16 protein-coding genes and 2 pseudogenes are annotated in these 23851 nt (G+C 61.8%); 11 read left to right on the top strand and 7 right to left on the bottom strand.

All coding sequences use genetic code 11. The annotated features are described in order from the left end of the window. Positions 1–152 precede the first annotated feature (152 nt). The 4 genes and pseudogenes from VKZ50_05820 to VKZ50_05805 form a co-directional block, all read right to left on the bottom strand. Positions 153–695, bottom strand: coding sequence for a VIT family protein (locus VKZ50_05820; protein HLJ59231.1), 543 nt, complete (start codon positions 693–695; stop codon positions 153–155). A 760-nt stretch (positions 696–1455) separates the two neighbouring features. Then, positions 1456–3609, bottom strand: a complete 2154-nt coding sequence (locus VKZ50_05815; GenBank protein ID HLJ59230.1) for a glycogen debranching N-terminal domain-containing protein — start codon at positions 3607–3609, stop codon at positions 1456–1458. Positions 3610–4556: 947 nt separating this feature from the next. Beyond that, positions 4557–5602: pseudogene (locus VKZ50_05810) on the bottom strand (IS5 family transposase). A gap of 54 nt (positions 5603–5656) precedes the next feature. Further along, the gene (locus tag VKZ50_05805; protein ID HLJ59229.1) at positions 5657–6094 is read right to left on the bottom strand and encodes a PPC domain-containing DNA-binding protein; all 438 of its coding nucleotides are present in this window, start codon (positions 6092–6094) and stop codon (positions 5657–5659) included. 637 nt (positions 6095–6731) lie between these two features. Here VKZ50_05805 and VKZ50_05800 point away from each other — a divergent pair. From VKZ50_05800 to VKZ50_05755, 10 genes are all read left to right on the top strand, one after another. Then, positions 6732–7826, top strand: coding sequence for a glycosyltransferase family 4 protein (locus tag VKZ50_05800; protein ID HLJ59228.1), 1095 nt, complete (start codon positions 6732–6734; stop codon positions 7824–7826). A gap of 751 nt (positions 7827–8577) precedes the next feature. Then, positions 8578–8718, top strand: a complete 141-nt coding sequence (locus tag VKZ50_05795; GenBank protein ID HLJ59227.1) for a hypothetical protein — start codon at positions 8578–8580, stop codon at positions 8716–8718. Between the two features lie 1094 nt (positions 8719–9812). Beyond that, positions 9813–10112: an amphi-Trp domain-containing protein gene (locus VKZ50_05790; protein ID HLJ59226.1), complete on the top strand. Its 300-nt coding sequence runs from the start codon at positions 9813–9815 to the stop codon at positions 10110–10112. A 756-nt stretch (positions 10113–10868) separates the two neighbouring features. Beyond that, positions 10869–11828: an IS256 family transposase gene (locus VKZ50_05785; protein HLJ59225.1), complete on the top strand. Its 960-nt coding sequence runs from the start codon at positions 10869–10871 to the stop codon at positions 11826–11828. Between the two features lie 572 nt (positions 11829–12400). After that, complete coding sequence (locus VKZ50_05780; protein HLJ59224.1) at positions 12401–13738, top strand: divalent metal cation transporter; 1338 nt, start codon at positions 12401–12403, stop codon at positions 13736–13738. A gap of 1374 nt (positions 13739–15112) precedes the next feature. Continuing rightward, a complete protein-coding gene (locus VKZ50_05775; GenBank protein ID HLJ59223.1) occupies positions 15113–15463 on the top strand; it encodes a hypothetical protein in 351 nt (116 codons plus the stop codon). Then, the gene (locus VKZ50_05770) at positions 15460–15789 is read left to right on the top strand and encodes a hypothetical protein (GenBank protein HLJ59222.1); all 330 of its coding nucleotides are present in this window, start codon (positions 15460–15462) and stop codon (positions 15787–15789) included. The genes VKZ50_05775 and VKZ50_05770 overlap by 4 nt, the downstream gene beginning before the upstream one ends. Before the next feature lie 146 nt (positions 15790–15935). Next, positions 15936–16226 carry a hypothetical protein gene (locus tag VKZ50_05765; GenBank protein ID HLJ59221.1) on the top strand — a complete coding sequence of 97 codons (291 nt, stop codon included), beginning with the start codon at positions 15936–15938 and terminating at the stop codon, positions 16224–16226. Between the two features lie 379 nt (positions 16227–16605). Beyond that, entirely contained in the window at positions 16606–17022 is a 417-nt protein-coding gene (locus VKZ50_05760; protein ID HLJ59220.1) for an STAS domain-containing protein, read from the top strand. 35 nt (positions 17023–17057) lie between these two features. Beyond that, on the top strand, positions 17058–20396 hold the full coding sequence (locus tag VKZ50_05755) for a PAS domain S-box protein (protein ID HLJ59219.1): 3339 nt from the start codon (positions 17058–17060) through the stop codon (positions 20394–20396). Positions 20397–20546: 150 nt separating this feature from the next. Here VKZ50_05755 and VKZ50_05750 read toward each other — a convergent pair whose 3' ends face one another. After that, positions 20547–20690 carry a hypothetical protein gene (locus tag VKZ50_05750; protein HLJ59218.1) on the bottom strand — a complete coding sequence of 48 codons (144 nt, stop codon included), beginning with the start codon at positions 20688–20690 and terminating at the stop codon, positions 20547–20549. Between the two features lie 226 nt (positions 20691–20916). Between VKZ50_05750 and VKZ50_05745 the strand changes: the two are divergent. Next, positions 20917–21090, top strand: a pseudogene (locus VKZ50_05745) (transposase). A 608-nt stretch (positions 21091–21698) separates the two neighbouring features. On the opposite strand, the gene istB reads toward VKZ50_05745, so the two are convergent. Continuing rightward, positions 21699–22517: an IS21-like element helper ATPase IstB gene (gene istB, locus VKZ50_05740; protein ID HLJ59217.1), complete on the bottom strand. Its 819-nt coding sequence runs from the start codon at positions 22515–22517 to the stop codon at positions 21699–21701. Continuing rightward, a complete protein-coding gene (istA, locus tag VKZ50_05735) occupies positions 22514–23734 on the bottom strand; it encodes an IS21 family transposase (protein HLJ59216.1) in 1221 nt (406 codons plus the stop codon). Before istA ends, istB begins: the two co-directional genes overlap by 4 nt. Between the last annotated feature and the right edge of the window lie 117 nt (positions 23735–23851).

Below are 23851 nucleotides of genomic sequence, written 5' to 3'. Positions count from 1 at the left end.
TAGAGACCGACTGCGCGACCCCAATAAAACGACCCTTTCCCGCGGCAGGGCCCGCCAGAAGAAGGCCAACAGATTTTTCCAGCGCGACCTTACTGCGGAAGTTGGGCTAGATGTTAGAGCGATGTTTGCCGGTGCGTACTTCTTCACGAACTTCAGGAACTTCCGATCAGGACGCCGGCGAGGAAGACCAGGCCCCCACCAACGATAACCTGCAAGGTGGAGAGCCAAATGCTCAGCCCGAAATACCGATTACGCACCATCGCGATTGCCATCAACTCGATCCCGACGATGACGTAGGCGAGCGGTAACGCTGCGGCAAACGTTGGGATCAGGAACGGTGAAGTGTGCATCATACCACCGAGCAACGTCATGATACCGGTAATCGTCCCGCGGATAAACAGGTGTCCACGGCCCGTTTGTTCACCGGTGTCCGACATGGCTTCGGCAAAACCCATGCTGATGCCAACGCCGAGCGCGGCGGCGGCACCTACGAGGAACGCGGTGTGGGCGTTGTGTGTAGCGAACGCGGTAGCAAAGAGCGGTGCCAGCGTGGAAACCGACCCATCCATAAGGCCAAGGAGGGCCGGTTGCACGACTTTCCGGATATAGGCGCCGTCGTGCGCCGCGGCGTCACCCGCAATGTCCTGGGTGAGTTGGCGTGCGACCTCATCGACATGCATTGTGAGATCTTTCATTACGTTGGTTCCCCGGCGCATTGTGGTCGCGTGTGCAGCGTCCAATGTTACCTAAACGCGCGGCGCTCGCATGCGGGCCCGACACGCGACGGACCCGCAGCGCTGCGATCTCCCATATTCGATCGCCCCGCTACTCGCCGGGTTTATTCTGGATCCGGTCAATCACGACGGTTTCGCGACGGCCCCGCAGCGCGATGGCAATCGCTACAGTCACGAGTAGCAGGACAATGAGCGCAAGCGCGGTGGTCGTGCCAGAGCCGAGCCCCTCCAGAGACGGTTGGCCGGGTTGACTCGGCTGACTGGGTTGACTCGGCTGACTCGGTTGGCTGGGCTGACTCGGTTAGCTGGGTTGACTCGGTTGACTGGGCTGACTCGGTTGGACGGGTTGGTTTGGCTGGGATGTCTGGGCCGCCTCAAGCTCCAGGTGTAGTCCCACCACAGACGCAATCGCCAGCGCCAAAAGCGCCCCACCCACAGCCATGCGTGCACCAGTGCTCATGGTTGGTTCCTCCGTTTCCCATTCGTCATGTCGCACACGACGCAGTTCGCGCCGATGGGATCCGTACGTGCCTAGCGCACACGTCATGTGTCCCCAACAGTCGACCGCTCAAACGCGCCCGTGCTGCGACGCGCGCCGAGACCCGAGAACTGGAAACTGGGACGACCACTGGTAGACTGAACGTAACCGCATCGGATCGTCACGGTGCAACGAACGATCGACCGACGCGTGGTAGACGCACCAGGAAGCATCATACCGTTGTTAGATCGGACACACGCCTCGAGAGTCAATGGGAATCACCTCAACCGGCCCCGTAGTCTCGCAGCTTTCGATCAGCGATCGACCGTTTTCCCGCCCGCAACGTAGGTTGATTCGTGCGTCCCCGACACGGAGTGCCCGCACCTCCACCCAGTCGAGCCATGCCGGGAGCTTCGGTGACACATAGAGCCGATGGTGTCGGGCGTCCGGTCGAAGCCCCAGAAGCACACCGATCAAGGCGATGGTGCTGCCGGCGGCCCATGCCTGAGGAATGTTGGCGCCCAGGTACTGTGCCGGGAATCCTAGGTCGCGCCTCGCCTGGCCGCCGATGAGCTCCGGGATGCGGTGGCCCTGAAACCCTGCTGCGGCATCGAAGATGCCGCGGGCGATTCGCGCTGCCGCGTCGACGTCGCCGTAGCGACGGCAGCCGACTGCGATGAGCAGGTTATCATGTGGCCAGACCGCCCCGCGCTGGTACGCGAACGGATTAAACGCGACATGCGTGGCACTGAGGGTGCGAACACCCCACCCGCTCCACATGTCGTCCTCGAAGAGGCGAGCAATGACGCGGCGGGCACGGCCGACCGGAACGATGCCTGACCACAGGCAGTGCCCGGCGTTACTAACGATGCTCGTGATCCGCGCCTTCTGCGAATCGAGACCAAAGGCATATGTGCCTTCGCCCTCGAGCCAGAATGCATCGTTAAACCGTGTCCGTAACATCTCGGCGGCCTCACGCAGGCGGTCCGCTTGGGAACCGCGTCCGAGCTCATCGTAGAGGGCGGCCATGCGACGCTTAGCGTCGTAGACATAGCCCTGGAGCTCACAAAGGGCCACCGGCGGCTCAACCCGCCGTCCGTCCGCATGCACGGTCCCATCGCCTGAGTCCTTCCACCCCTGATGTTGGATCCCCCGTCGTGAGCGCGTGTGGTACTCTTGGAACCCATCGCCGTCCAGGTCGCCGTACCGGTCGACCCAGTCAACGCAACGCTGCGCGACGGGCATGTACCGTGTTAGCAAGTCATGGTTACCCGTCCAACAGTAGGTTTCGTGAAGGAGAATGGGGTAGAGGATCGTCGCGTCTGCGCTGCCGTAGTACGGGGTATGTGGGATTTCACCGAATCGTGCCAGTTCTCCGACCCTGAGCTCGTGCAGGATCTTTCCAGGGTCAGAGTCGCGGAAGTCGTCGGAGGATGCCGCCTGATACGCGGCCAATGCGTCGAGTGCGCCAAGCGCGAAACCCGGATGGAGCGGAAGAGTTTGTAACCCCGCGATTAGCGCGTCTCGACCGAACAACGCGACGAACCATGGAACCCCAGCCGACAGCACGCCGGGAGTGCCATCCCAACGGTCCAACACCAAGGAGATGAGGTCGTCGGCTGACTGCGCGAGGGTTCGGGTGAGCGCGCGGTCGCTCGTTAGAAACTGTGCCAGTGAACTCTGTGGTTTCCTCGACCGAGGTTCACGTGCATGTTGCATTCGGTCAAGCCATGCGAACGCATGGTGGATTGGTGGGACCTCCGGAATCATCCGAGCACGGAGGCGCCGGTGCTCATGTGGATTAAGCGTGAAATGGAGCAACAGTTTGTGGCCCTCGCGCAGCGCGAGCGTGGCCGTTCCTGCGAGTTGATAGCGAAACTTGGTCGAATAGGCGTCCCGCACATATTGGGCAGTCAATTCTTGATCGCGCGCATCCCACGCTGTACTGACGTGTCGCGGAATCCTCGGATAATTCCTTCGCACTTCGAATAGGTCCGCAAAATCGGAACCGATTTCGATTGTGAATACAAGGTCGAGCGGCGCATGGTAATAGTTGACAATGTCGAACTCCTCGCGCACACTTTCGTCGATCGTACGGCTCAGACTCAATCCCAACACATGTCTGGGTACGGATTGAGCGGGACCCGTGAGCATCGGATTCGTGAACTCGAACCGAGCCGCCGCGTGTCCCACAGGGGCGGACGTCACAAGCTTCCATGCTCTCCCGTTAATCCGCATGCGATAGTGCGACAACACCCGAGTGTCCTGCATGAATAGTCCCTGTTCCGCCGAGCCACGGATGGCGCCGTCCAGCCCCGAGACCATGAAGGCCCTCCCGTGATTCACAGTGATCACCTGCGGGCCAACCTTGATCTCGCTCAGTATGGCTTCTGCCATTCCCAGGCATCTCCCGAGAGGGGACTTCGTGTGGTCGCGGCTAGCGTAGTGCCTATCCGATGCTCAAGCTTACAACATCGTCCTCGCGGGTCCCAAAGGACGGCCTTTCCCGCTTTTCCATCGGAGAGGACGGACACGGCATCGGCGCTCGTTTTCCGCGAAGTGCGATGTGTTGATATACGACGCGCCAACCACGCTGGACCCAACCGCGAGGATCCCGCTCCCACACCGTATGCTGGGATTCGGCTCACGGCCGTGGCAAATCCCAGCGTTTTCCAGGTGAGCACAATCGCCCCCCGAAACAGTAGCACCGCAGTCCTCATGCCAGTTTTGAGGAGCCGTTCGGCGCTGCCCGCGTCCAGCCGTGCCTGGAACACCTCGACTGAGACAGCCATCTCGTGACAGTCCGGGCACAGCAGCGCGCCCATGTTTCCCGTGACTGCCGCGCCCGACGTACATGCTATCGATTTCGAACACGCGTTCACAAAAGACGCACTCGATACGACCACCCCGATCCCTGTTTCATCGCCTGTGGGATTCTGGTTCGCCTGGGAAGCAACTTTCGAAATCATCGGCACGAATCATCTGCAAACGACAGAGGATCTGAACGGCGCATGTGCCTCCATCTCGGGCTGCCCAGGGCGGAACCTCAATGTTCCTGTTCCCCGGTGGCGTGACGGCAAACCTTTGGCTCAAGTTGCCAAATCCGCCTCATCAATGCCATTGACCCGGTGTACGGTCCCGCTCGTGGCGTCCGGGATGCGGACCTACTCTGTTTGCAAAGATCATCGGCGCGCTGCGACGCTGTACGGGGACAAGGTATGGGCGATCCATTCCCGCGACGGCGTCGTGAGTGCAGGACGTGTGGAAGGGACCCCAATCGATCCGTTCCCTGGATCCGGTGCGCACATTCGTGCGCAACAGCGCTGCGAGACGCGGTCCTCTCATCAGGCCGCCTCCGTGAGATTGCGGATCCGCACCAGATTGTACACGGCACAGACGAACACGAACATCCAGTCTACCCGGTCCAGTCCCCGATGCCGGAGCTTGCGCATGAGCCCCACGGTCTTGAGCCAGCCGAAGATTTCTTCCACGCGTTTGCGCGCCCGTTGGCTGATCGCGTAGCCTGGATGGCGCGTCGTGCGATTGTCGATCGTACTGGTCCGTCGGCTGGTGTTCTGGGCCACATGCGGCGTGACGTTGGCCTCGCGGATCGCCGCGACGAAAGCGCGCGTGTCATACGCTTTATCGGCGCCCACGGTCTTCCGCCGGGCGCCGCCCAGCGCCTCCGCCAGCGTGGTCGCGGTGGCGGTCTCCGCCGTGCCGGTCGCCGTCGTCGCTTGGGCCTGCACCACGAGGCCGCCCCGGTTCTCCATCAGCACATGGCCCTGGTAACACAGTTTGGCTTCCCGCGCCGTCCCTTTCCGGAACAGCCGGGCGTCGGGCCGGTCGTCGACGCATGCGTGTCATTGCGGCGGCGTTCGCCATGGAAATTCACCGTGGGGTTCCCGGGATCGTCGGGCGGCTGCTGGTCGGGCGCATCCTTCCGGCGAAAGCTCTTGAGCCCCGCCCACGCCTCCAGCAGCGTGGCATCGACCGTGAAATGCTCCGTCGACAGCAGGTTGCGCTCGCGCGCCTGGGCCAGCACGCGCGCAAAGAAGGCCTGGGCGATATCCCCAGTGAGCAACCGCTCGCGGTTCTTGGTGAACGTCGTCGGGTCCCACACGGGCTCATCCATACTCCACCCGACGAACCAGCGAAAGAGCAGGTTGTAGTCCAATTGTTCCATCAGCTGCCGCTCGCTCCGCACCGTGTACAAGACCTGTACCAGCAACGCGCGCAGCAGTTGTTCCGGCGGAATCGACGGCCGGCCGACCTGGGAGTAGAGGGTAGCGAATGTCGGCGACAACTCGAGCAGCACCTGATCGACCATGACCCGGATGGCGCGCAACGGATGATCCTGCGGGCCCTGTGTCACACATTTCCGACTCACACCATCAGGTGTTGCTGTTGATTCATCTGCACGCCAGTGTTGACGGTCGGGCACCTATCGAACCGCAGGGCGAGGCAGGTCTAACAACTCGAGCCCAGTGTCAGGATCCTTTTTGCGGCGGAGTTCGCCGTCGAGCATGGTCAAAAAGAGCTCCAAAGTCGGTCGGACTATGCCTTCACTCAGGTGCCCACTATGGGTACAGGTTTGCGCATCGCTTACCGACGCGTGGATGTGAATCACTGGACCGTTCCGGTCGAGACCGATACTTCCCAGCAGGCTCACGACTTCGACTTGTTCATCCAATGTGCGAGTTTTGTACCGCTTCTCCTTAATGTCGAAGTATCGCAGCCCGACCCGACTGAAAGCACCAATGCCGTGGACGGTCGCGCCACCGAGTCCTTCGTGGGTAGCGAAATCAAGCAGCGTGGCCATGATCTCATCGCCGGGATCGAGGCGCATGACACGGCATCTACCGAAGCGCTGAGCGTCCATCGCTAGACCTCCTTCGTCGGTGTCGGGCGGGCGCAGTGTTGTCCACGGCGTAGTTTGTCGCCTCCCGATTGGGCGCACGGGTCATCAAAATCCGTGTACCCGTGGTCTCCTTGTCTAAACCTCGAGGGGGAGCTCGCGCACCCGGGGCGTTCCTGTTGGCCGTGGGCTCGCCCTGGATACAGCATACGGAAAAAGTGCGGCGCAGTGCCGGGGCCATCACTACATCCCGGTGATCAAGACGTCTTCGCAAGAACGTCCGGCATTGCGTTTTGACAATCGACACCCTGTGCGCTCGAGACACGCACGAAGGAGTCCTTGGGACAGCAAGCCCGGCGCCGTACGCGTTCGGCTGCAAGAGGATATCTTACGGACACGAGCTAGTGCGGCCGAGACCGTGCCCGTGGCGCATGAGGCGGCACACGTGCGACCACCGGTGCAAGTCGGGCAGAACAAGTCTCGCCAATCGTCGTGTCTCGAAAAGACCGCAAATTCGTTTCTCTTACTAGAGAATGGGAAACACACAACTCGGGTGACGACCGCCGGGCGCACGGCGCGCGCCACGGGTAAACGCAATTACACGACTCGAGATCGTCGCTATGTGTCGGGGGCTTGGCCTGTCCGACGGAAAGAGGACTCGATGAGGATCGCCCAGATTGCACCGCTGTACGAAGCTGTTCCGCCTCACACGTACGGTGGTACCGAGAGGATCGTTGACGGATTGGCACGAGAGCTCCTGCGTCGCGGTCACGACGTCACGTTATTCGCCAGCGGTGATTCTCAGACGCCTGGTCGATTGATCCCGTGCGCGGCGCGAGGGCTGCGTCTGGGCGGAGGCGCGGTTCATGGTGTTGCGTATACGGTTGCGCAACTCGGCAAGGTGAGCCGCATGGCCCGTGATTTTGATCTTATCCATAGCCACGTGGACTATCTTGCGTTTCCTTGCGCGCGTGTCATCCCAATACCGGTGGTGACGACACTGCACGGACGGCTTGATCTCCCAGAGGTGACACACGTCTTTGCGGAGTTCCCGGAAATCCCGGTCATATCGGTAAGCCGCGCACAACGCGCTCCATTGCCTGGCGCCAACTGGGTGGCGACCGTGTACAACGGGATCGACCTCAACCATTTCACGCTGCAAGAGCGCCAGGGACAGTATCTGGCATTTCTCGGACGAATGTCGCCCGAGAAACGTCCTGACCGTGCCATTGCGATCGCGCGGATGGTTGGGATGCCGCTCCGGATGGCGGCAAAAGTTGATCCTGCCGACAGAGCGTACTTCGCTGAGGTTATCGAACCGTTGCTCTCTGAGCCGTTGGTGGAATACTTGGGTGAAATCGAGGAACATCAGAAGAATGAGTTCTTGGGCAACGCATATGCATACCTATTCCCCATTGATTGGCCGGAACCGTTCGGGATCACGATGATCGAAGCCATGGCATGTGGCACGCCGGTGATAGCCATGGGACACGGATCGGTGCCCGAGGTTCTGATTGACGGAACAACAGGATATATCTGCAACACGCTGGCAGATATGGTCTCCGCGGTGGACAGGATTCCTCGCATCGACCGTCGGGTGTGTCGCAGGCACGCGGCCGAGCAGTTTTCGATCGAAGCCATGGTGGACGGGTACGAAACTGTATATGGACACGTCTTGGGTGATGTGTCGCCGGTGCTCCGGCCGGCGTCGGAGCGCTGGGCACAAAAGAGACTGGGCGCAACCGCAGGTGCGTGAACGAAGTGAAGCTACCGCAGACGTGTCAATGTCAGCCCACACGGCATTGGCGTCAGTGGGTAGCGCGCGCCTGTAGCCGCGAAGGAGAAACATCTAGTCGGACCACACTCGGAAAAGGCCCTGTGAACGTCACGTCTTGTCGTTGGAGGTGAGGTATTGACTATGAGGTTCATATTAGCCATGTGTGTTAACGGCGGCCGTCGCGGTCGGCCTGGTGCTTGCCACAGGGCAGACATGAAACGTGGAGACGAATCAACAGAACTATTCGGTCGAACCAATTGAAAACCGGTGATACGATTGACGTTGACTACAGGATGGTTGGCGGCGAGAATGTCGCGACGCGGGGGACGGTTCGCTTGAGTAGCAGTACACGCAACACGAAAGCTATTCGGAACAGTGCGATGAGCACGGCCCAACGAAGCCGGTCGCAGAGAGATCGCAGTCGACTCTGCTTACGGGGCTCTGCTCGACGAGAGCGGAGCCTCGTCAGGAGGATAACGGCTATCCTGCGCGGGCCAGGGAGCCCCGTGGCGCTGTAGCGTTGGCGCGGTGCGCAAAACCTGGGGTGTGATGATCTCGAGCTGGCGGTGTCAACGGGCGTTGGCCGCCACGCGCTTGCGGCGGGCACATGCGGGTGGATGCTCACCCATGGGTGGCGCGCACGGGGCGACGTCGTGTCGCAGATACGCGGCGACCAAATCAGAGCGTTCGTACGGAAGGTTTCCCTTGCCGAACGGAGGATAAGCGATGGATGATGCTGCCCGAGAGGTTCCCCAAGACCATTGAAGGACAGACGCTCCGGCAAACCATCGCGGCCCTTGAGCGCCTTCGCGACGAATCCATCGGCGCGGCCAAGGATTTCCTCGCCGCCGGAGATTGGACGGTGCGCTGACGTGCTTGGGCAATGCGGCCGCGTACGACGCGGAGAGCGCCGCAATGACACGTCGGGCCACGGGATCTCGTGGACGCTCAAAGAAACAAGCCATCAGGCGTGATGTCGTCGCGGTCGCGAGCGGCCACGGTATTGCTCCGGCTCTTCGTCGATATAGCGAACGCCCGTGTGTGTGCGCCGATCGAGGCCTGTGTGGCCCGCGCTGCACGTCGCGCATCCTGCGGTTGCCGTATCCGCGGTCAACCGCCAATGAGACCACGCAGCTGGTATCTACCCGCGGAGGGAAGGTTCTGGATAGCGCGTGCCCGGCTTCTTCCTCGTTTGCGGCGGCCCACTACGTTCGCGCGAATGCCGCTGGTTCAGGGGTGCAGGCGGTGTGGTCATGGGAACCGGTGACGGCGCTTGTGGCGCTACTCACAGCGTTGTTGACCACGTTGGTGCGGGCAACGCTGACGGTCACGGCTGTAGTAGGTGTTGTTTTGATCTTGTGTTGGTCGGCACAGTACTGCTCGCTTTCCGCCTGGTGCCTTTGACAATCGGCCAACGCGGGGCTTCGTTGCGTCGACCTCAAGAGTCGTCGGGCTAAGGCAATCCCAAGACGAGGTGCTATATGTCGAAGCCTTCGCTCGGGTGCCATCTCGATTCGTGTCCTGCGGCCACAAGGTAGAGCGGGAGTCGGGCCGCGTGCCCGGCAACGGAGGACACGAAGGCCGGCTCGCCCAGCCATCGAACCGGCGTTGGGAGAACGGTTGGTAGTAGACGCTGGCGTCTACATGCTTTTGCCCTCGGTTAAGGAGATGGACTCCGGATGCGGAGACAGTCGTGGGTAAGACTGAGAACGTGAAAGAGTCTGTGGCACGATGGGCTCGAGCGGCACAAGTGGGCGCGGGCGGCACAATGGTCGAATGCGCTGGTGCGGCGCAAAACGCGGCAACGGTGAAGACCCAGCCGCACAAGGGGCACTTGGCAGTGTGGCAGGCATCCGCGCACACGTTCACGACTTGCCGTCGGCTGGTTCATGCGCCCGGTGTTCGGGGCCTCCCTGCTGCTGGGTGGGGGTTGCACGCACCATGACCAAGCGATCGAGGGAGGACGTGAAAGAGTCATTGCACGCAACTGCGTCACTTCCTTATGCTGAGGCAGCAGAGTTGATGAACAGGATCTGTCTCGGCCTCCTGCATGGGGCGCTGATCTTCCGTAGTGGAGGACGCCGGTTCGCGTATCATCTTGGCGGGGCGATCGAACTGAAGATTTGCGCCGAGGAGAACGGAGGCAAAGGCACGATGGACATCGAACTGCGCTGGTCCGTTCCGCTGAACATCACAACGCCTGCAGACGGGATTGAAGATGTTGCGATGGTGCAAACCGCGGCTGAGACAGAACGACCTGAATGATGCCACGCGAAGCTCATCCGGTCTCCAAATGCAAAACTCGTTGGCGCCCGAGCCCCCCGAGGAGACTGCAAGTGGCACGAGTCTGAAATAACTGACACGATTAGGTGGCGCATGCCATGCTGCATTCATGCCTGACCTTGAGCAAACGGTCTTAGCCTACACACACCGCAACAAGACGCCAGTTGAGCCTTTCCTCTGGACCTACAACAACCCGGAGTCGAATGTGTATCACGCATCAATGACTCGGTCCACTAGGCGCCAGTTTCAACCGATTGGGCATCACGTCGCTCTAAAAGGGGAAGAGTCCGGCGGTTCATCAATGATAAACGATCGACGATATTTGTCACATCTCGGCGCTGTCTAGCGGATCACGAAACCCGCGGAGCAAAGGGTGTGGAAATTCAAGTGGCGTACCCTTTCCGAGAGCATCCACCACATCGGAAACCTCCCTGGCCGGGGAGGGGAAAGGAGTACGCCGGTGTCAGGATACCAGCCGCAGCGGGGGGTGGACAAGGAGGAAATTCAGTCGACCCTGGACGTCCTGGCGCGTGAGGGTGCGCAGCGCATGCTGATCAACGCGTTGGAACAGGAAGTGGAGGAGTATCTCGGGCGGGCGCGCTATGAGCACGGGGCCGGGCGCCGACGCGGTTATGGCAATGGCGCGGGAAAGCCGCGCAAGATCGCGGTGGGCTGCGGCACGCTCGAGGTCCGGGCCCCGCGCGTGTGTGTGATACCGAGGAGCCCTTCCACTCCCAGGTGCTGCCCCGCTACCAGCGGACCAGCGACGTCATCCACGCCTTGGTGCCCGAGCTGTACCTCCAGGGCCTGGCGACCGAGGACTTCGAGCCCGCCCTCCGGGCGCTGCTGGGCGAGGCCGCTCCGCTCAGTCCCACTTCGATCGTGCGCCTCAAGGCGCACTGGCAGGCGGAGTACGAAGCCTGGGCGTGGCGTCCCCTTGAGGCGCGCTGCGCGTACTGCTGGGCGGATGGGCTCTATTTGAAGGCCGGGCCCGCCGATGAGAAGACCGCCATCCTCATCGTCATCGGCGTCACCGAAGACGGCCAGAAAGAGCTGCTGGCGATGGTCGAAGACTACCGAGAGTCTCGCGAGAGCTGGCGCGATGTCTTGCGAGAGCCGCGCCGCCGCGGGCTGAAAATAGTACGAGACTTCAATGGCGACGGCGGGCTGGGCTTGTGGGGCGCGGTGCGGGAGGTCTATTCTGAGGCGCGGCACCAGCTCTGCTGGTGCCGCAAGATGCTGAACGTGCTGGACAATCTGCCGCAACGGCTCCAGCCGGAGGCGAAGCCGCTCCTCCGGGACATCTACGCGGCGTCGACGCGGACCGAGGCGACTGAACGGAATCAACGTTTCGCGCGGCAGTTCGAGTGGGACTACCCGCGAGCGGTGGCGTCCCTCGTCGAGCATCAACACGAGCTGCTCACCTACTACGACTTCCCGCGGGAGCACTGGAAGAATTTGCGCACGTCCAATCCGATCGAGTGGGTCTTCGATCCAGTGCGCCTGCGGACCCGGACGACGCGGCAGATGCGGAAAGCGCAAACGGGACTCTATCTGGACTTCCAATTCGTGCGCCGGGCAGAACGTCGGTGGCGGCGCATCGATGCGCCCCACCTGGTCGCCAAGGTGCTCGATGGTGTTCAGTTCACGAACGGTGTTGAGGTGACCAAGACATTAAAACGAGGGGTCGCCGCTTGAAGCAATTTCCACACCCTTTGACATTAGCTCAACCCGCGACGTCCGGTGCGCGACAGATTCGCGCGGGTGCCCCTATATGCGCCAGCCCCCAGGTTCGGTAGTGGTTGACGAACATTGTCGTGGGAGGCACGGGAACATGTACCAGCGTGGACAGTGGTTCTGTGTTCCAATGACGCGGCACAGAGAAGGTCGGTGGATCTGGGAGATCGTTCAAACGACTGGTCGGTGAACAGGCAGGCGGGGAACTCGCGCGCGGGGAATCGCTGAAAACGCGGATCGATGCGCTCGATGCGGCCGTCCGGGCGGTCGAAAACGTCATGACGGACGCGGAACCACACACCCAGTGAGAGGTTCCGCGTCTGGTTCTTGTCGCACTGTGCGAGCGAACGCGGCACGGCATCCCGGCGGCTCCGTGCCCGGCGCTAGGATGGTTTGACACTCAAGGGTCAGGGTAGACATGTATTGCACGTAAGGCTTCGCAACGTGCCGGCTTGAGGCGGATGGTCTTGAGTTGTTTCGTCCAGATCGTCGAGTCTTTCGGTTCCAGAACCGAGTGAAGAGGGACCATAAGCGTGGCCAAGGGTGCGGAACTGCAAGGAGCAAGCGTCCCCCTGCCAGGTGCCGGTGCCCGGGAGCACGAGATCGCCCGAGAACCAAATCGCCTGTTCAAGATGCTGCGAGTCGTAGGGCCCGGATTAGTCACTGGGGCGTCGGACGACGATCCGTCAGGGGTGGGTACCTATGCCGTCGCCGGCGCATCTCTGGGCTATTCGACGCTCTGGACGATCCTATTCACCCTTCCGTTGATGGCGGCAACCCAGTTTATTTCGGCCAAAGTGGGCATGGTGACCGGAAAAGGGCTTACCGGCGTATTGCGGGAGCATTACCCTCGTGTGGTGCTCTATCCTGCGATCCTCGGCCTGGTGGTCGCCAACACAATCAACGCCGGCGCGGATATCGGGGCGATCGGGGCGGCAATCAATTTGCTGGTTCCGATTCCGATCGTAGCTCTCGTTCTGCCAATCTCGTTGCTCATTGTCGCTCTGCAAGTGTGGGGATCGTACCGTTTGATAGCCAGCATCTTCAAATGGATCACGCTAGCTCTTTTTGCCTACGTTGGCGCCTCGCTGTTTGCCAAACCGCACCTGCCAGACGTGCTCCGAGGAACGTTCATCCCCATGCTTAGATTCGACAGGACGTTTCTCTCGGTGCTCGTGGCCTTGTTGGGAACGACGATCTCGCCGTACATGTGGTTCTGGCAGGCAAGTCAGGAAGTCGAAGAACTGATCTCAATCGGCCAACGGCGGCTGTGGCAGCGGAGGGGTGCGACGGATTGCGAGCTGACCTATGCCGCATGGGATATCAACATCGGCATGTTTCTCTCGAATCTCATCGCCTATTCCATTATCCTGACCACCGCCGCGACGTTGTACACACACGGCAAAACGGATATCAAGTCGGCCGCCGACGCCGCGGCAGCCCTTCGTCCGTTCGTCGGAAACGCGGCACGGACTCTGTTTGCGCTCGGGTTAATCGGCGCCGGATTTCTGGCTGTGCCAATCTTGACGGGATCGGCGGCGTATGCAGTAGCTGAAGCTTATGGCTGGCGGCACGGCTTGGACCGGAAGCCGTACCGCGCCAGAGAGTTTTACGCGGTCATAGTGGGTTCGACGCTCGTCGGCATGCTCATCAACTATGTGGGAATCAACACTATCGACGCGCTCTTCTGGACCGCGATCATCAACGGTTTTCTTACCCCGCCGCTGCTCGTGCTGCTGATGCTAATCTCCAACAACCCAGAGGTGATGGGCAAGCGGGTAAACGGGATGGCCCTAAATGTCGTGGGATGGTCGACAACGGTTGTGATGACTGCGGCAGTCGTGGCGTTGGCGGCCACGTGGGGTAGATAGCAGGTATCGGTGCTCGGCAGGGCGGGGTGGTGCGAGTATGGGTGTCCTCGTTGAGTGTAAGCCCTCCAGGTGAAACAACGCGAACGGGTGTCTTAGAGAAGAACAGGCCCTTTCTTTCGTGGCGGGTGCTACGCCGTCACCGTGATGCTGCGCGACCTCGAACGTTTCTAGCTCTAGAACTGCAGGACATCCGTGACACATGGGGTAGGAACGCTACGCCTACCAGGGAGGTGGACCATGCGTCCGGATGAACGGGCCATCGGGCACCGGCTTGGATAGTTTCGGCAGGTGGAAGAGGTCACAGGCAATGTCGCCAAAATCTGCCGATACTTCGGATCAGCCGACAGACCTATCATCGCCCCTACCAGAGCGCCGGCGAGAGCGGTCTTCGGAACGGGTCCCCCCGGCCCCATCACTCCCCAGAGCGACGCCAGCCGATGTCGTCGAGAAGATTCTCTATCTGCGACGCTACTACCATTCATTTTGGTCCGCGTCGGATCTCGATGTACCTGAAGCGCTACCACGCGTTCAACCGTAGCCCCGCGGGTATCTGGCGCATTCTGCGGCGTGCCGGGGTCAGCCGCTTGGCCTCAAACATGCGCTATCGGAACCGCGAGACACGGTTCCAGCGGTACGAGAAACCATTGCCTAGCCACCAGTCACAGGTCGACGTGAAATTCCTCGCCCCCGTGGCGGGACGTGCCCGATGGTACTACCAGTACACGGTCATTGATGGCTGCACGCGGCTGCGCGTGTTGAAGATCTTCAATGCGAACACCCAGCAGAGTGCAATCGCCTTTATCGATTATGTCCTCAGTGAGCTTCCCTTTCGTGTCGAGTGCCTTCAGACGGACAACGGGCCTGAGTTTGGGCCCCAGTTCCACTGGCACATTCTCGACAAGGGGATTCAGCATCGATACATCCGACCGCGACGCCCATACTCGAACGGGAAGACAAGCATTCCCATCGAATCGACGATGAGGAGTTCTATCGCCAGCTCCAGGGCGTCGTGATCTCATCGGTCGCAGAGTTCAATGCCCGGCTCGAAGAGTGGGAGCGCTTCCATAACTGCGAACCTCCTCACGGATCCCTTCAGGGACAAACGCCCTACGAACGGCTCCGCGAGAAGTTGCAGTCCGTGTGTCACGAATGACTGGTCAAACTACAACTAACGAGGCTTCGCCTCAGACCACCGAGGCATGTGGTCAAAGGAATCATTGAATGAGGCCTTGCCCGGGTGTTGCGTTGCCAAACACTGAGGCCCCTGTGGCGGGAGCGGTGGGTCTGTGGCGAGAACCACAGCCCGTGGAACTGGAACCGCCCGAAGCGGTTAGTGGCCATAAGGCCGACGTCCCGCACGCCAGGAGCCTCCCTATGAGTATAGCATTGACCGTGTCGACGATTCTGAAGGATCACGTCACGCTGGAGACCGAGGGGATCGCTCGGATCTACCTCAATGCCTACGCCCCGCAGCTCCAGAACGAAGGCGGCGTGGTCGGCTTCTTCCGACGGCATCGCGGCGCGCTGGTGGTGTCCTCGGCGCTCATGGCCCCGATCAGCGCCGCATTCGTACGCGCCATTGAGCAGTTTGTCGCAGACGAGCACCCCCGCTGGTCACGTTCCGGAAAGGGGAGCGCAAAGACGATAGCGCCGCGCGGTACCGCGCGCGCTTTACGGGATCGAGCGGGGAGCTGTTCGTCGGCAAGGCGCAGGAAAAGCTCATGACCTGTCGCACGCAAAAGCGCCGGAACCCCGAGACGGGCAAGTCGTATCCGTGGATCTACCGCACGACCGCCCTGGTCAATCACTACTACTTCTACTTGATCGACGATGACTTCGGGCCGTTGTTCATCAAGTTTGCCGGCTACTTTCCCTACCAGGCCAAGGTGTGTCTCAATGGGCACGAGTACGTGAAGCGGCAATTGACCAAAGCCGGGATCGCGTTCCAGGCGTTGGATAACGGCGTGCTCTCCTGTGCCGAGCCGAAGCGCCTGCAGGCGATCTGTGCCGCGCTCACCCCCCAGAAGATCGACCGGGTCGTGCGAAAGTAGCTGCGGCGACTGTCCCACCCCTTTACGGCGCGGGACCGGGCGGCGGGCTATCGGTACGACCTGTCGGTTTTTGCAGGTGGAGTGCGCCCTCACACAGGGCCGGAACCGGCCGCAGACGGGGCGGCTCCTTTTCGAGACGGTCATTCGTGAGAATCTGGATCTCGGCCGAGCCCGATCGGATCCAGCTGCTCTTCCAGCACCGGATCACCAAACGGACGCCGGGGCGGTTTCGCACCCGCATCGTAACCGACGGCGTGATCCCCTCGGTGCGCGTGGAGTACAAAGACTGCCGGATCAAACAATACCTGAAAGAAGGCCGTGCCCTGCGGACGGAGACCACGATCAACAACGCCTACGACTTCGCGATCGGCAGGCGACCCGGCGCAAAAACCGATCCCGTTTCGCAAATTCTTTGCCAGATCTATACAGGCGCTTGAGCCGGTCGACCTCTCTCCGCAGAGCGCTTCCCGCCAAGTCGGAGAGGGTCAGCCTATTTGGCGGTCCCGAGAGAGCAACAGCGACGTCCCGGATCTCCTCGAGTAGCTCCTCGGAGATACGCAAGGTGAAACGAGTCTTACGGCCCTTGCGGTATTCGGATGGGACGAGCCGTTGCTTTCCCTCGCCCAGAGGGTTATTCGACGCGCGCTCTTCGCGATTTTCGACCTCAGGTTCGCCGCCTACGCCACTACAGTGTGTCACCTTTCAGAAGGACATCCCCGTGGCATTAGACACGTGCTGCAGCCTATTAAAAGCCACTTGACAAACAAAACGCGCTTTATATACTAGCTGTTGAAAACCGCTCACGGGGGTGTGGCGATGGACCGTGCACACCGTCGAAAAGGGCTCGAGTGTCGCAGTGAAGAGATCCGGGGCGCGACGACTATCCACGTCTCGGGGGAACTGGATATCAGTGCTCGCGACATCCTTGGACAAACGCTCGAAGTCGCGCTCGATTTGGGAAAGCCGATCTGTTTGGTGCTCAAAGATGTGACCTACATCGATAGTGGCGGGATCGGGCTCTTTTTTCGATACCTGAGAAAAGCATCCATGCGGGGGGTGTATTTGGCCGTCGCGAACCCCTCCCACATCGCGCGCCTCGTCATGGAGATCGCCGCGCTCGATCTGCATCTTACCGTCTTCCCCGACGTTGAGACATTCCTGCAACGCATCGACGGTCCTATCGGACACGCGCACCTCGAAAAACCCGCGGGTGGGCACTCGGAAGTCGGCTAGCCTGGCTCTATTCTGGTCTACCGGGAGCGAATCCGATGCGTCATTCCGCGTCTCTCCCACATGACACGACGCGCACGACACTGGACCGGTGTCGCCGTGACACCCGAACACTTCGCCTGAACTGCGCTTTGATTTCGATTTTCGCCACAATCGGTTTGACCCTGGTGGGCAACTTCTTCCACGTCCCACGGTCAGGGTTGCTCCTCATTTATCTTTCGCTCATCTCAGTGCTGGCGTACGTGGGAGGCCATCTCGTGGGCTTAGTCACAGCGTCGCTGTCCATCCTGTTGGTTTCGTTCCTTATCGTGCCACCGCCACGTTCATTGGCATTGACGGACATGTCAGTGTTGACGCACGCTGTGTTCGTCCTCGGTGCGCTCTTCGCGGCCCTCAGTTTGGGGTACAAGCGCGATGCTGATGCAAGGCGTCGCCAGAACGAACGTACCTTTCTCCATCTCGCCGCGATCGTGGAATCGTCGGACGATGCGATCTTTAGCAAGACGCTCGACGCCATCATTCTCTCATGGAATACGGGAGCGGAGCGACTCTACGGTTATGCACCTCACGAGATACTCGGTCGACCCGTATCGGTGCTCGTTCCGCCAGAGCAGCCCAACGAGATTCCGGCGCTTATGGCGCGGCTTAAACGCGGGGAACGCATTGAGGGGTACGAGACCGTCCGCGTGAAGAAGAACGGATCCCGGGTTGACGTCTCGCTCACCATTTCCCCGGTCAAGGATGCGTTGGGACGCATTATCGGCGCCTCCACGATCGCCCGGGACATCTCCCACACCAAGCAGATCGAGAAGCAATTGCATGCGCAGGCCGACCTGCTGAACATCACGTACGACGCAATCTTCACCTGGGAGGTCGAAGGTACCATCCTGTACTGGAACCGGGGTGCGGAGGACCTCTACGGGTTCGCACCCGAAGAGGCCGTTGGTCGAGTATCTCATGAGCTGCTGCGGACGGAGTACCCCGACGGTACATCCGCGTACATCCAAGCTCTCAGCAAAACCGGCCGCTGGGAAGGTGAACTTCACCAAGTGACGAGGCATGGCCGCAAAGTTATCGTCGACAGCCGCGCCATCTTGACCGAACGTGATGGGCGACGGTTCGTGCTGGAGACGAACCGGGACATTACCGAGCGCAAGCAAGCGGAGGCTAGGCGGCGACGACTGCAGGAGCACGACCGGTTGCTTCACGCAGTCGCCGCCGCCATTAGTGGGCAGACCGAGCTGCAACAGATGCTGATCGCCGTGCTCGACCACCTCCGTCCCGTCGTGCGTCTAACCGGCGGCTCGATCATCCTACGTGAGGGCGATGATCTGGTTCTGCGGGCAGCGGCGGGGTCATTTTCAGCACAGGCGTTGGGGCAGCGCGTACCCCGCGGCCCCAGTCGGGTGTGGCAAGTTGTTGATCGTGGGGAACCATTTCTGAGCGCCGATCTCCTCGCTGAGGGCCTTACACCGACAACGCCCTTGCGGTCCTACCTCGCCGTGCCGCTCCTGGGGGCCGGGTTGCCCTTCGGGATCCTGGAAATCAATTCGACAGAACCGCATGCGTTCGCGACTGTTGACATGGATCTGATGAGACACGTCGCGTCGATTCTGAGCGGATCCATCGAACTCGCCTTGCGGTACGCTGCGGAGGAGCAAGCCAAAGCCGAGGCTGAAGAGGCGCGGCGGGCTGAGCGGGTGGCCCGCGAGGCCGCTGAGCGGGCAGCAGATCGCATCGAGCGATTGCAGGCGATCACCGCCGCCCTGTCCGAAGCGACTACGCTGGAGCAGGTCGCCGACGTGATCGTGGTCAACGCGCTCCAAGCGCTCGGTGGGGATGCCGCCAGCTTATCGCTGCTTGAGCCGGACGAATCCACGTTGGAACTGGTCCGCGCGGTCGGGTACCCTTCCGAGATCGTGCAACGCTGGCGCCGTTTCCCGCTCGATCGGGTTCCTGGTATCGCCGCGGCGATGCGGACCGGACTGGTTGTTTGGGACGGGACCGAGGACGATTTAGCGACCCGCTACGCCGATCACGAGACACAACCGGTTGCGTTGCGTGGCGGTGGCCGGGCGGTGATTCCCTTGATCTCGCAGAGACGTGCGGTCGGCGCGCTCTATCTGAACTTTCGCGAGCCCCGGCGGTTTGGATCCGACGATCTTGAGTTCATGCTCACGCTCGGGCGGCAGTGCGCGCAGGCAATCGAGCGGGCCCGGCTATTTGCCCGCGAACATCGGGTCGCGGATACACTTCAACGGGCGCTGCTGCCGGCCGCGCTGCCACAGTTTCCAGGCATTGCCGTGCACGCCACGCACCGGTCCGGAGGGGCGCGCGAGGCCGACATCGGGGGCGACTGGTACGATGCGTTCCAGCTACCTAACGGGCACATCGGCCTCTCGATCGGGGATGTAACGGGACGGGGTCTGCGGGCTGCCGTTATCATGGGGCAGTTGCGCCAGTCAATCCGCACCGCCGCGCTGGAGCACGCGAACCCCGCGACGGTGCTTCAGCGGGTGGCCGAAGTGCTCACCATGACCGAGGGCGACGAGGCAATGGCCACCGCGTTATTTGCGGTGATAGATCCGGCGACATCCACGCTTGCCTATGCGACGGCGGGACACCCGGCCCCGATCCTTGTCGGCCGTGATCTATCGGCCAAGCTCCCTGCGTGCGGGGGGGGGCCCTTGGGATACTTGGGAATGGAGTTGCCGCCGTTTCAAACGCTCCAGCTTCCTCCGGGGAGTCTGCTGGTTCTTTACACCGACGGGCTCACCGAGAACGACCGCGACCCGATCGCTGGCGAAGCGGCGTTGGTCGCTGCGGCTGGGCAAGAGTTGGCCGAACCGTCGGAGAATCACGCCGAGGCCATCGTGAGACGCTTGCTCTCGGGCGTCCCCCTACGGGACGATGTCGCCGTCATTACGGTGGCTGTGCGCGCCACGCCGCTGGACCGGTTTGAGATGGCACTCGAGGCCGCTCCTCGCAGCGCCGTGCTGATCCGTCAGGCGCTCCGGCGGTTGATGGCAGACGCCGGATTCGATCACGACCGCGCAGCCGCGATCACAGTTGCGGTTGGAGAAGCCGTCAACAACGTGATCGAGCACGCCTACGGCACCACAACGGGCCTGGTGCACATTGCCGCGCGACGAGACGGATCGATGCTTCGCATCGACGTGGCAGACGACGGGAGGTGGCGACCGGGTCGGCCCGCGGATGGGAGCGGTTACGGGCTTGGTGTGATGAAGGCGTTGGTAGACACTGTCGAAGTCGAAACGACACTCGCGGGGACGACGGTGCGCCTTTGGAGTGCCGTTGCCGATCGTCGACACGTCGTAGATGTGGAACCACGCACCGTGCGGCGGCTGGGAGAATAAGGACACGTCAAAAAACGCGGCGCCGCCCCGATGCCGTGGCCAGCGACGGTTCGGAGGTAATCGGAGTGAGCACCACCGCCGGTCACATTGCCAGCGTCAGTGACAGACTTGCGAACGAGCGAACGCTTCTGCCGTTGGTGCCCGGCGAGTTTACTCCCCGGCCGACTGGCGCATCTGCTGGAAGATCGTCTTGTACTGTCCCGGTACGAAGACACAGATCTCAGAAACACGACCAGCAAACGGCCCGGACGCATCCAGCACAAATGCTACTCTTGATCCATCGTAGACTAGCATATTAGGGCCCGTCTTCCATACCATACGCGCTGCGCGTTGCGATCCAATCGAGACGCGCCACCCGCGCCAGGCTCCACCGTGTCCTCCGCTGCCTCCGCATGGCTCCATGCTAGCATAGCGCGTACGCATTGCGATTCTGTGGCACTGCCTGTAGACTGAGCACCCATCCAGACCGGGGAGGTGGCAGCTATGGGGGAACGATCGGGAACCGCGGCTCCGACGGCACTTCCCGAACGTCTTGACCTACTTGCGGCACCGGATCACTAATGCTGGTCTCGAAACAGTGAACGCCACGATTCAGTGGGTCAAGAAGACCGCCTGGGGCTTCAGGAACGTCGAGCACTTCAAGACGGCCATCTACTTCCATTGCGCAGGGTTGGATCTCGACCCATATCTGTAAGTGCTGCGCCGATCAACCCCCAGTTTCCATTGGTGCCTGAGGGTCAGAGTGCGGTTTTCCAGCGCTTGCGGCCATAGTCACCTCCCGGCCGCCATAGAGTGGGCTGTAGACCTGGTCCTTGAAGCCGACGTACCCGTTGGGCCGTTGTCTCACCTCACCTTGATCAATTGCGGAAGCGCTACTAGTACTAGTGTGCCCGGCAGTGCTGTTCTCTCGCAGGTGAAAGACCCGCCGGTCCAGCTGGATGCGGACCGTAGCCGAAAAGGGTAGGTGTCCGTCGCGAGGCGGAATCTGAAGGACCTGAGGCAAACCACCAGGCCGCAGCCGAGGCTGTCGAAGCCAGGCGAACCGGTCGACGCGAACCCCTGGAGGCCCGACTCTGCTAGTACTGGAGGAAGGGGCATCCAGAGAAGACCAGGGGGGATCAGTCGTGGGTACGGGCAGCATGGTGGGACAGAGAGCAGCATGACCCGGGGAGGCCTGAGCGTGTCTTGTCGCGAGTAGGGTTCGGTCCTGCGCGGACAGGTAGGGACGGTATAATGTCAACACCGGTTGAAATCTCCGCGTAGTGCCGGTTGAAAATTCCCCAGCCCGTCAGGTGTTCGATATCACCTCCTGTCCGCCCGGCCGGTGCGCGATGATCGCATCGGTGGGCTGGGCTCGGTGCCTTGGGCCGCTAGCAGCAGGCCAGCCTTCTTCCGTTCCTTGAGCCGGTAGCTCTCTCCGCGGATATTGACCGTCGTCGAATGGTGGAGCAGACGGTCCAAGATGGCGGTGGCGATGATCGGGTTGCCGAAAATCGAGCCCCATTCGCCATAGCTTTTGTTGCTGGTGAGCATGATGCTGCCCCGTTCATAGCGGGCGCTGACGAGCTGAAAGAATACGGTCGCCCCCAGATCGTCGAGCGGCAGATAGCCCATCTCATCGATCACGAGGACTTTGGGGGCGAGGTAGATGCGCAGGCGCCGGTCGAGGCGGCCCTCCCGCGCCGCCCGCCCCAAGTCGCTGACGAGTTCGTGGGCGGTGAGGAAGTACGCGCCGAAGCCGGCGTGGATGGCCTCCGTGGCGAGCGCGACGCTGAGATGCGTCTTCCCGACCCCGGGCGGTCCGAGGAAGATCACATTGCTCGCGTCATGCACGAACCGGAGCGTCTGGAGCTCCCGGATCTGGCGCTCGTCGATGCTGGGCTGGAAGCTGAAATCAAACTGGTCGAGGGTCTTGGTGTACGGGAGATGCGCGAGGCGCATCCGGGTGCGGAGGTAGCGGGCCCGCCGGGCCTCGACCTCGCGCTCGAGGAGATCCGCCAACACATCCGCGTAGGGCCGGCTCTCTTTGGCGGCGCGCTCGAGGTGGCCTTCGACCACCGCGGCCATCTCGGCCAAGGCTAGGGTCTCGAGCGCGGTGTGGACGCGCGTCAGGACGGTCATGGCCGCTCGCCTCCGGCCACCGTGTCATAGACGGCGAGCGGGCGCACTTCCACCGTCGGCGCGCTCAACTGGATGTGCACCATCGTGCGCGACGGCCGCCCGACCGGCCCGAGCGGGATCCCGTGGTGGTGGGCGGTCTGTGTGAGCACCTGGTACCGCGCCGGAGAGAGCGCATGGAGCGCCAGCCGCTCGCCCTGCTGCACAATCTCCAGCTGGCCATCGCGCGCTCGGAGCTCGACGTCGCGGCCGGCCGCCGCCCAGGGCACCGAGTAGCGATTGGTCTGGTAAGTGACGTACGCATCCCGTGCCACACGCCGGACACACTGCGGGAGATACGGATATGGGAGCCGGCCGGCCACCGCTTGCAGGTGCGGCACCTCGGCCTGCCACGCGTCCCAGACGACTTGGTGGGTCGTCCCGTGCACGCGCCGATTGGCGATCTCCCAGGCCCACGCGCGCAGCTGCGTGCGCAGATCCTCCGGCGATGCGGCGTCGAGGCCTGGAAGGCCGCTGCGCCGGACATAGCGGATGCTGGATTCCACTTTGCCCTTGGTTTGAGCCCGATAGGGCCGGCAGAGCCGCGGCCGGAAGCCCCAGTACTGGGCGAAGTCCAGAAACACCGGATGCCAGCGGACCTCGCCCCGCTCATCGGTCCCCAGCCAGACCGTCTTGACGCGATCGTAGAGAATCTCTGCGGGCACCCCGCCTAATTGATGGAACGCCTCCTCGTGCAGCCGCAGGAAGGTCCCCAGCTGCTGATCGAGCGCCACGTCGACCATCATCGCCCGCGAGTAGCCCAAGGTGAAGACAAATCCCCAAAGCTTCTGCCTGGCGGTCTCTTGCTCGAGCGTGCCGAGATGCCCCCAGTCGACTTGGGCTTGCTGGCCGGGCGGCGTCTCAAAGCGCCGCACCGCCACCGCCCAGGCGGCCTGACGCTGCGGCCGCAGATAGTCCGTGAGAATCGTGTAGCCGCCGGCATATCCTCGTGCTCGCAGCTCACGCAGCAGCACCCGCGCATTCCAAACGCCGGCCTGCAGCCGCTCCGCCATGAACGGCTTGTACGGCTCCAACTTGCTCGGCCGCGGCGTCCGCGGGCCGTAGCGCGGGCGCTCTGGATGCAGCAGGTATTTGCGAATCGTCTTGCGATCAAAGCCTGTCAGCCGGTGGATCTCCGAGATCGAAAGGCCTTGGCGATGAAAGGTCCGAACATCATCCACGTCCCCACCTCGCAGCAGTCGGGCCACCTCCTCCTCGCAGGGATTTGGTGACCCAGATTCAGTCGGGGTGGGGAATTTTACTCCGGCTCTTTGAGGAGTCTAGCACCGGTCGTGACA

It is taken from the genome of bacterium (assembly GCA_035295165.1).
Classification (GTDB): domain Bacteria; phylum Sysuimicrobiota; class Sysuimicrobiia; order Sysuimicrobiales; family Segetimicrobiaceae; genus JAJPIA01.
Note: the sequence above shows the minus strand (reverse complement) of the source record. Positions and strands in the feature narration are given on the sequence as shown.

What these genes read in the sequence shown, in the direction of transcription:
- VKZ50_05820 (HLJ59231.1), bottom strand. Translation starts at nt 695, where the DNA reads ATGAAAGATCTCACAATGCATGTCGATGAGGTCGCACGCCAACTCACC.
- VKZ50_05815 (HLJ59230.1), bottom strand. Translation starts at nt 3,609, where the DNA reads ATGGCAGAAGCCATACTGAGCGAGATCAAGGTTGGCCCGCAGGTGATC.
- VKZ50_05805 (HLJ59229.1), bottom strand. Translation starts at nt 6,094, where the DNA reads ATGGACGCTCAGCGCTTCGGTAGATGCCGTGTCATGCGCCTCGATCCC.
- VKZ50_05800 (HLJ59228.1), top strand. Translation starts at nt 6,732, where the DNA reads ATGAGGATCGCCCAGATTGCACCGCTGTACGAAGCTGTTCCGCCTCAC.
- VKZ50_05795 (HLJ59227.1), top strand. Translation starts at nt 8,578, where the DNA reads ATGATGCTGCCCGAGAGGTTCCCCAAGACCATTGAAGGACAGACGCTC.
- VKZ50_05775 (HLJ59223.1), top strand. Translation starts at nt 15,113, where the DNA reads ATGAGTATAGCATTGACCGTGTCGACGATTCTGAAGGATCACGTCACG.
- VKZ50_05770 (HLJ59222.1), top strand. Translation starts at nt 15,460, where the DNA reads ATGACCTGTCGCACGCAAAAGCGCCGGAACCCCGAGACGGGCAAGTCG.
- VKZ50_05760 (HLJ59220.1), top strand. Translation starts at nt 16,606, where the DNA reads ATGGACCGTGCACACCGTCGAAAAGGGCTCGAGTGTCGCAGTGAAGAG.
- VKZ50_05755 (HLJ59219.1), top strand. Translation starts at nt 17,058, where the DNA reads ATGCGTCATTCCGCGTCTCTCCCACATGACACGACGCGCACGACACTG.
- VKZ50_05750 (HLJ59218.1), bottom strand. Translation starts at nt 20,690, where the DNA reads ATGCTAGTCTACGATGGATCAAGAGTAGCATTTGTGCTGGATGCGTCC.
- istB (HLJ59217.1), bottom strand. Translation starts at nt 22,517, where the DNA reads ATGACCGTCCTGACGCGCGTCCACACCGCGCTCGAGACCCTAGCCTTG.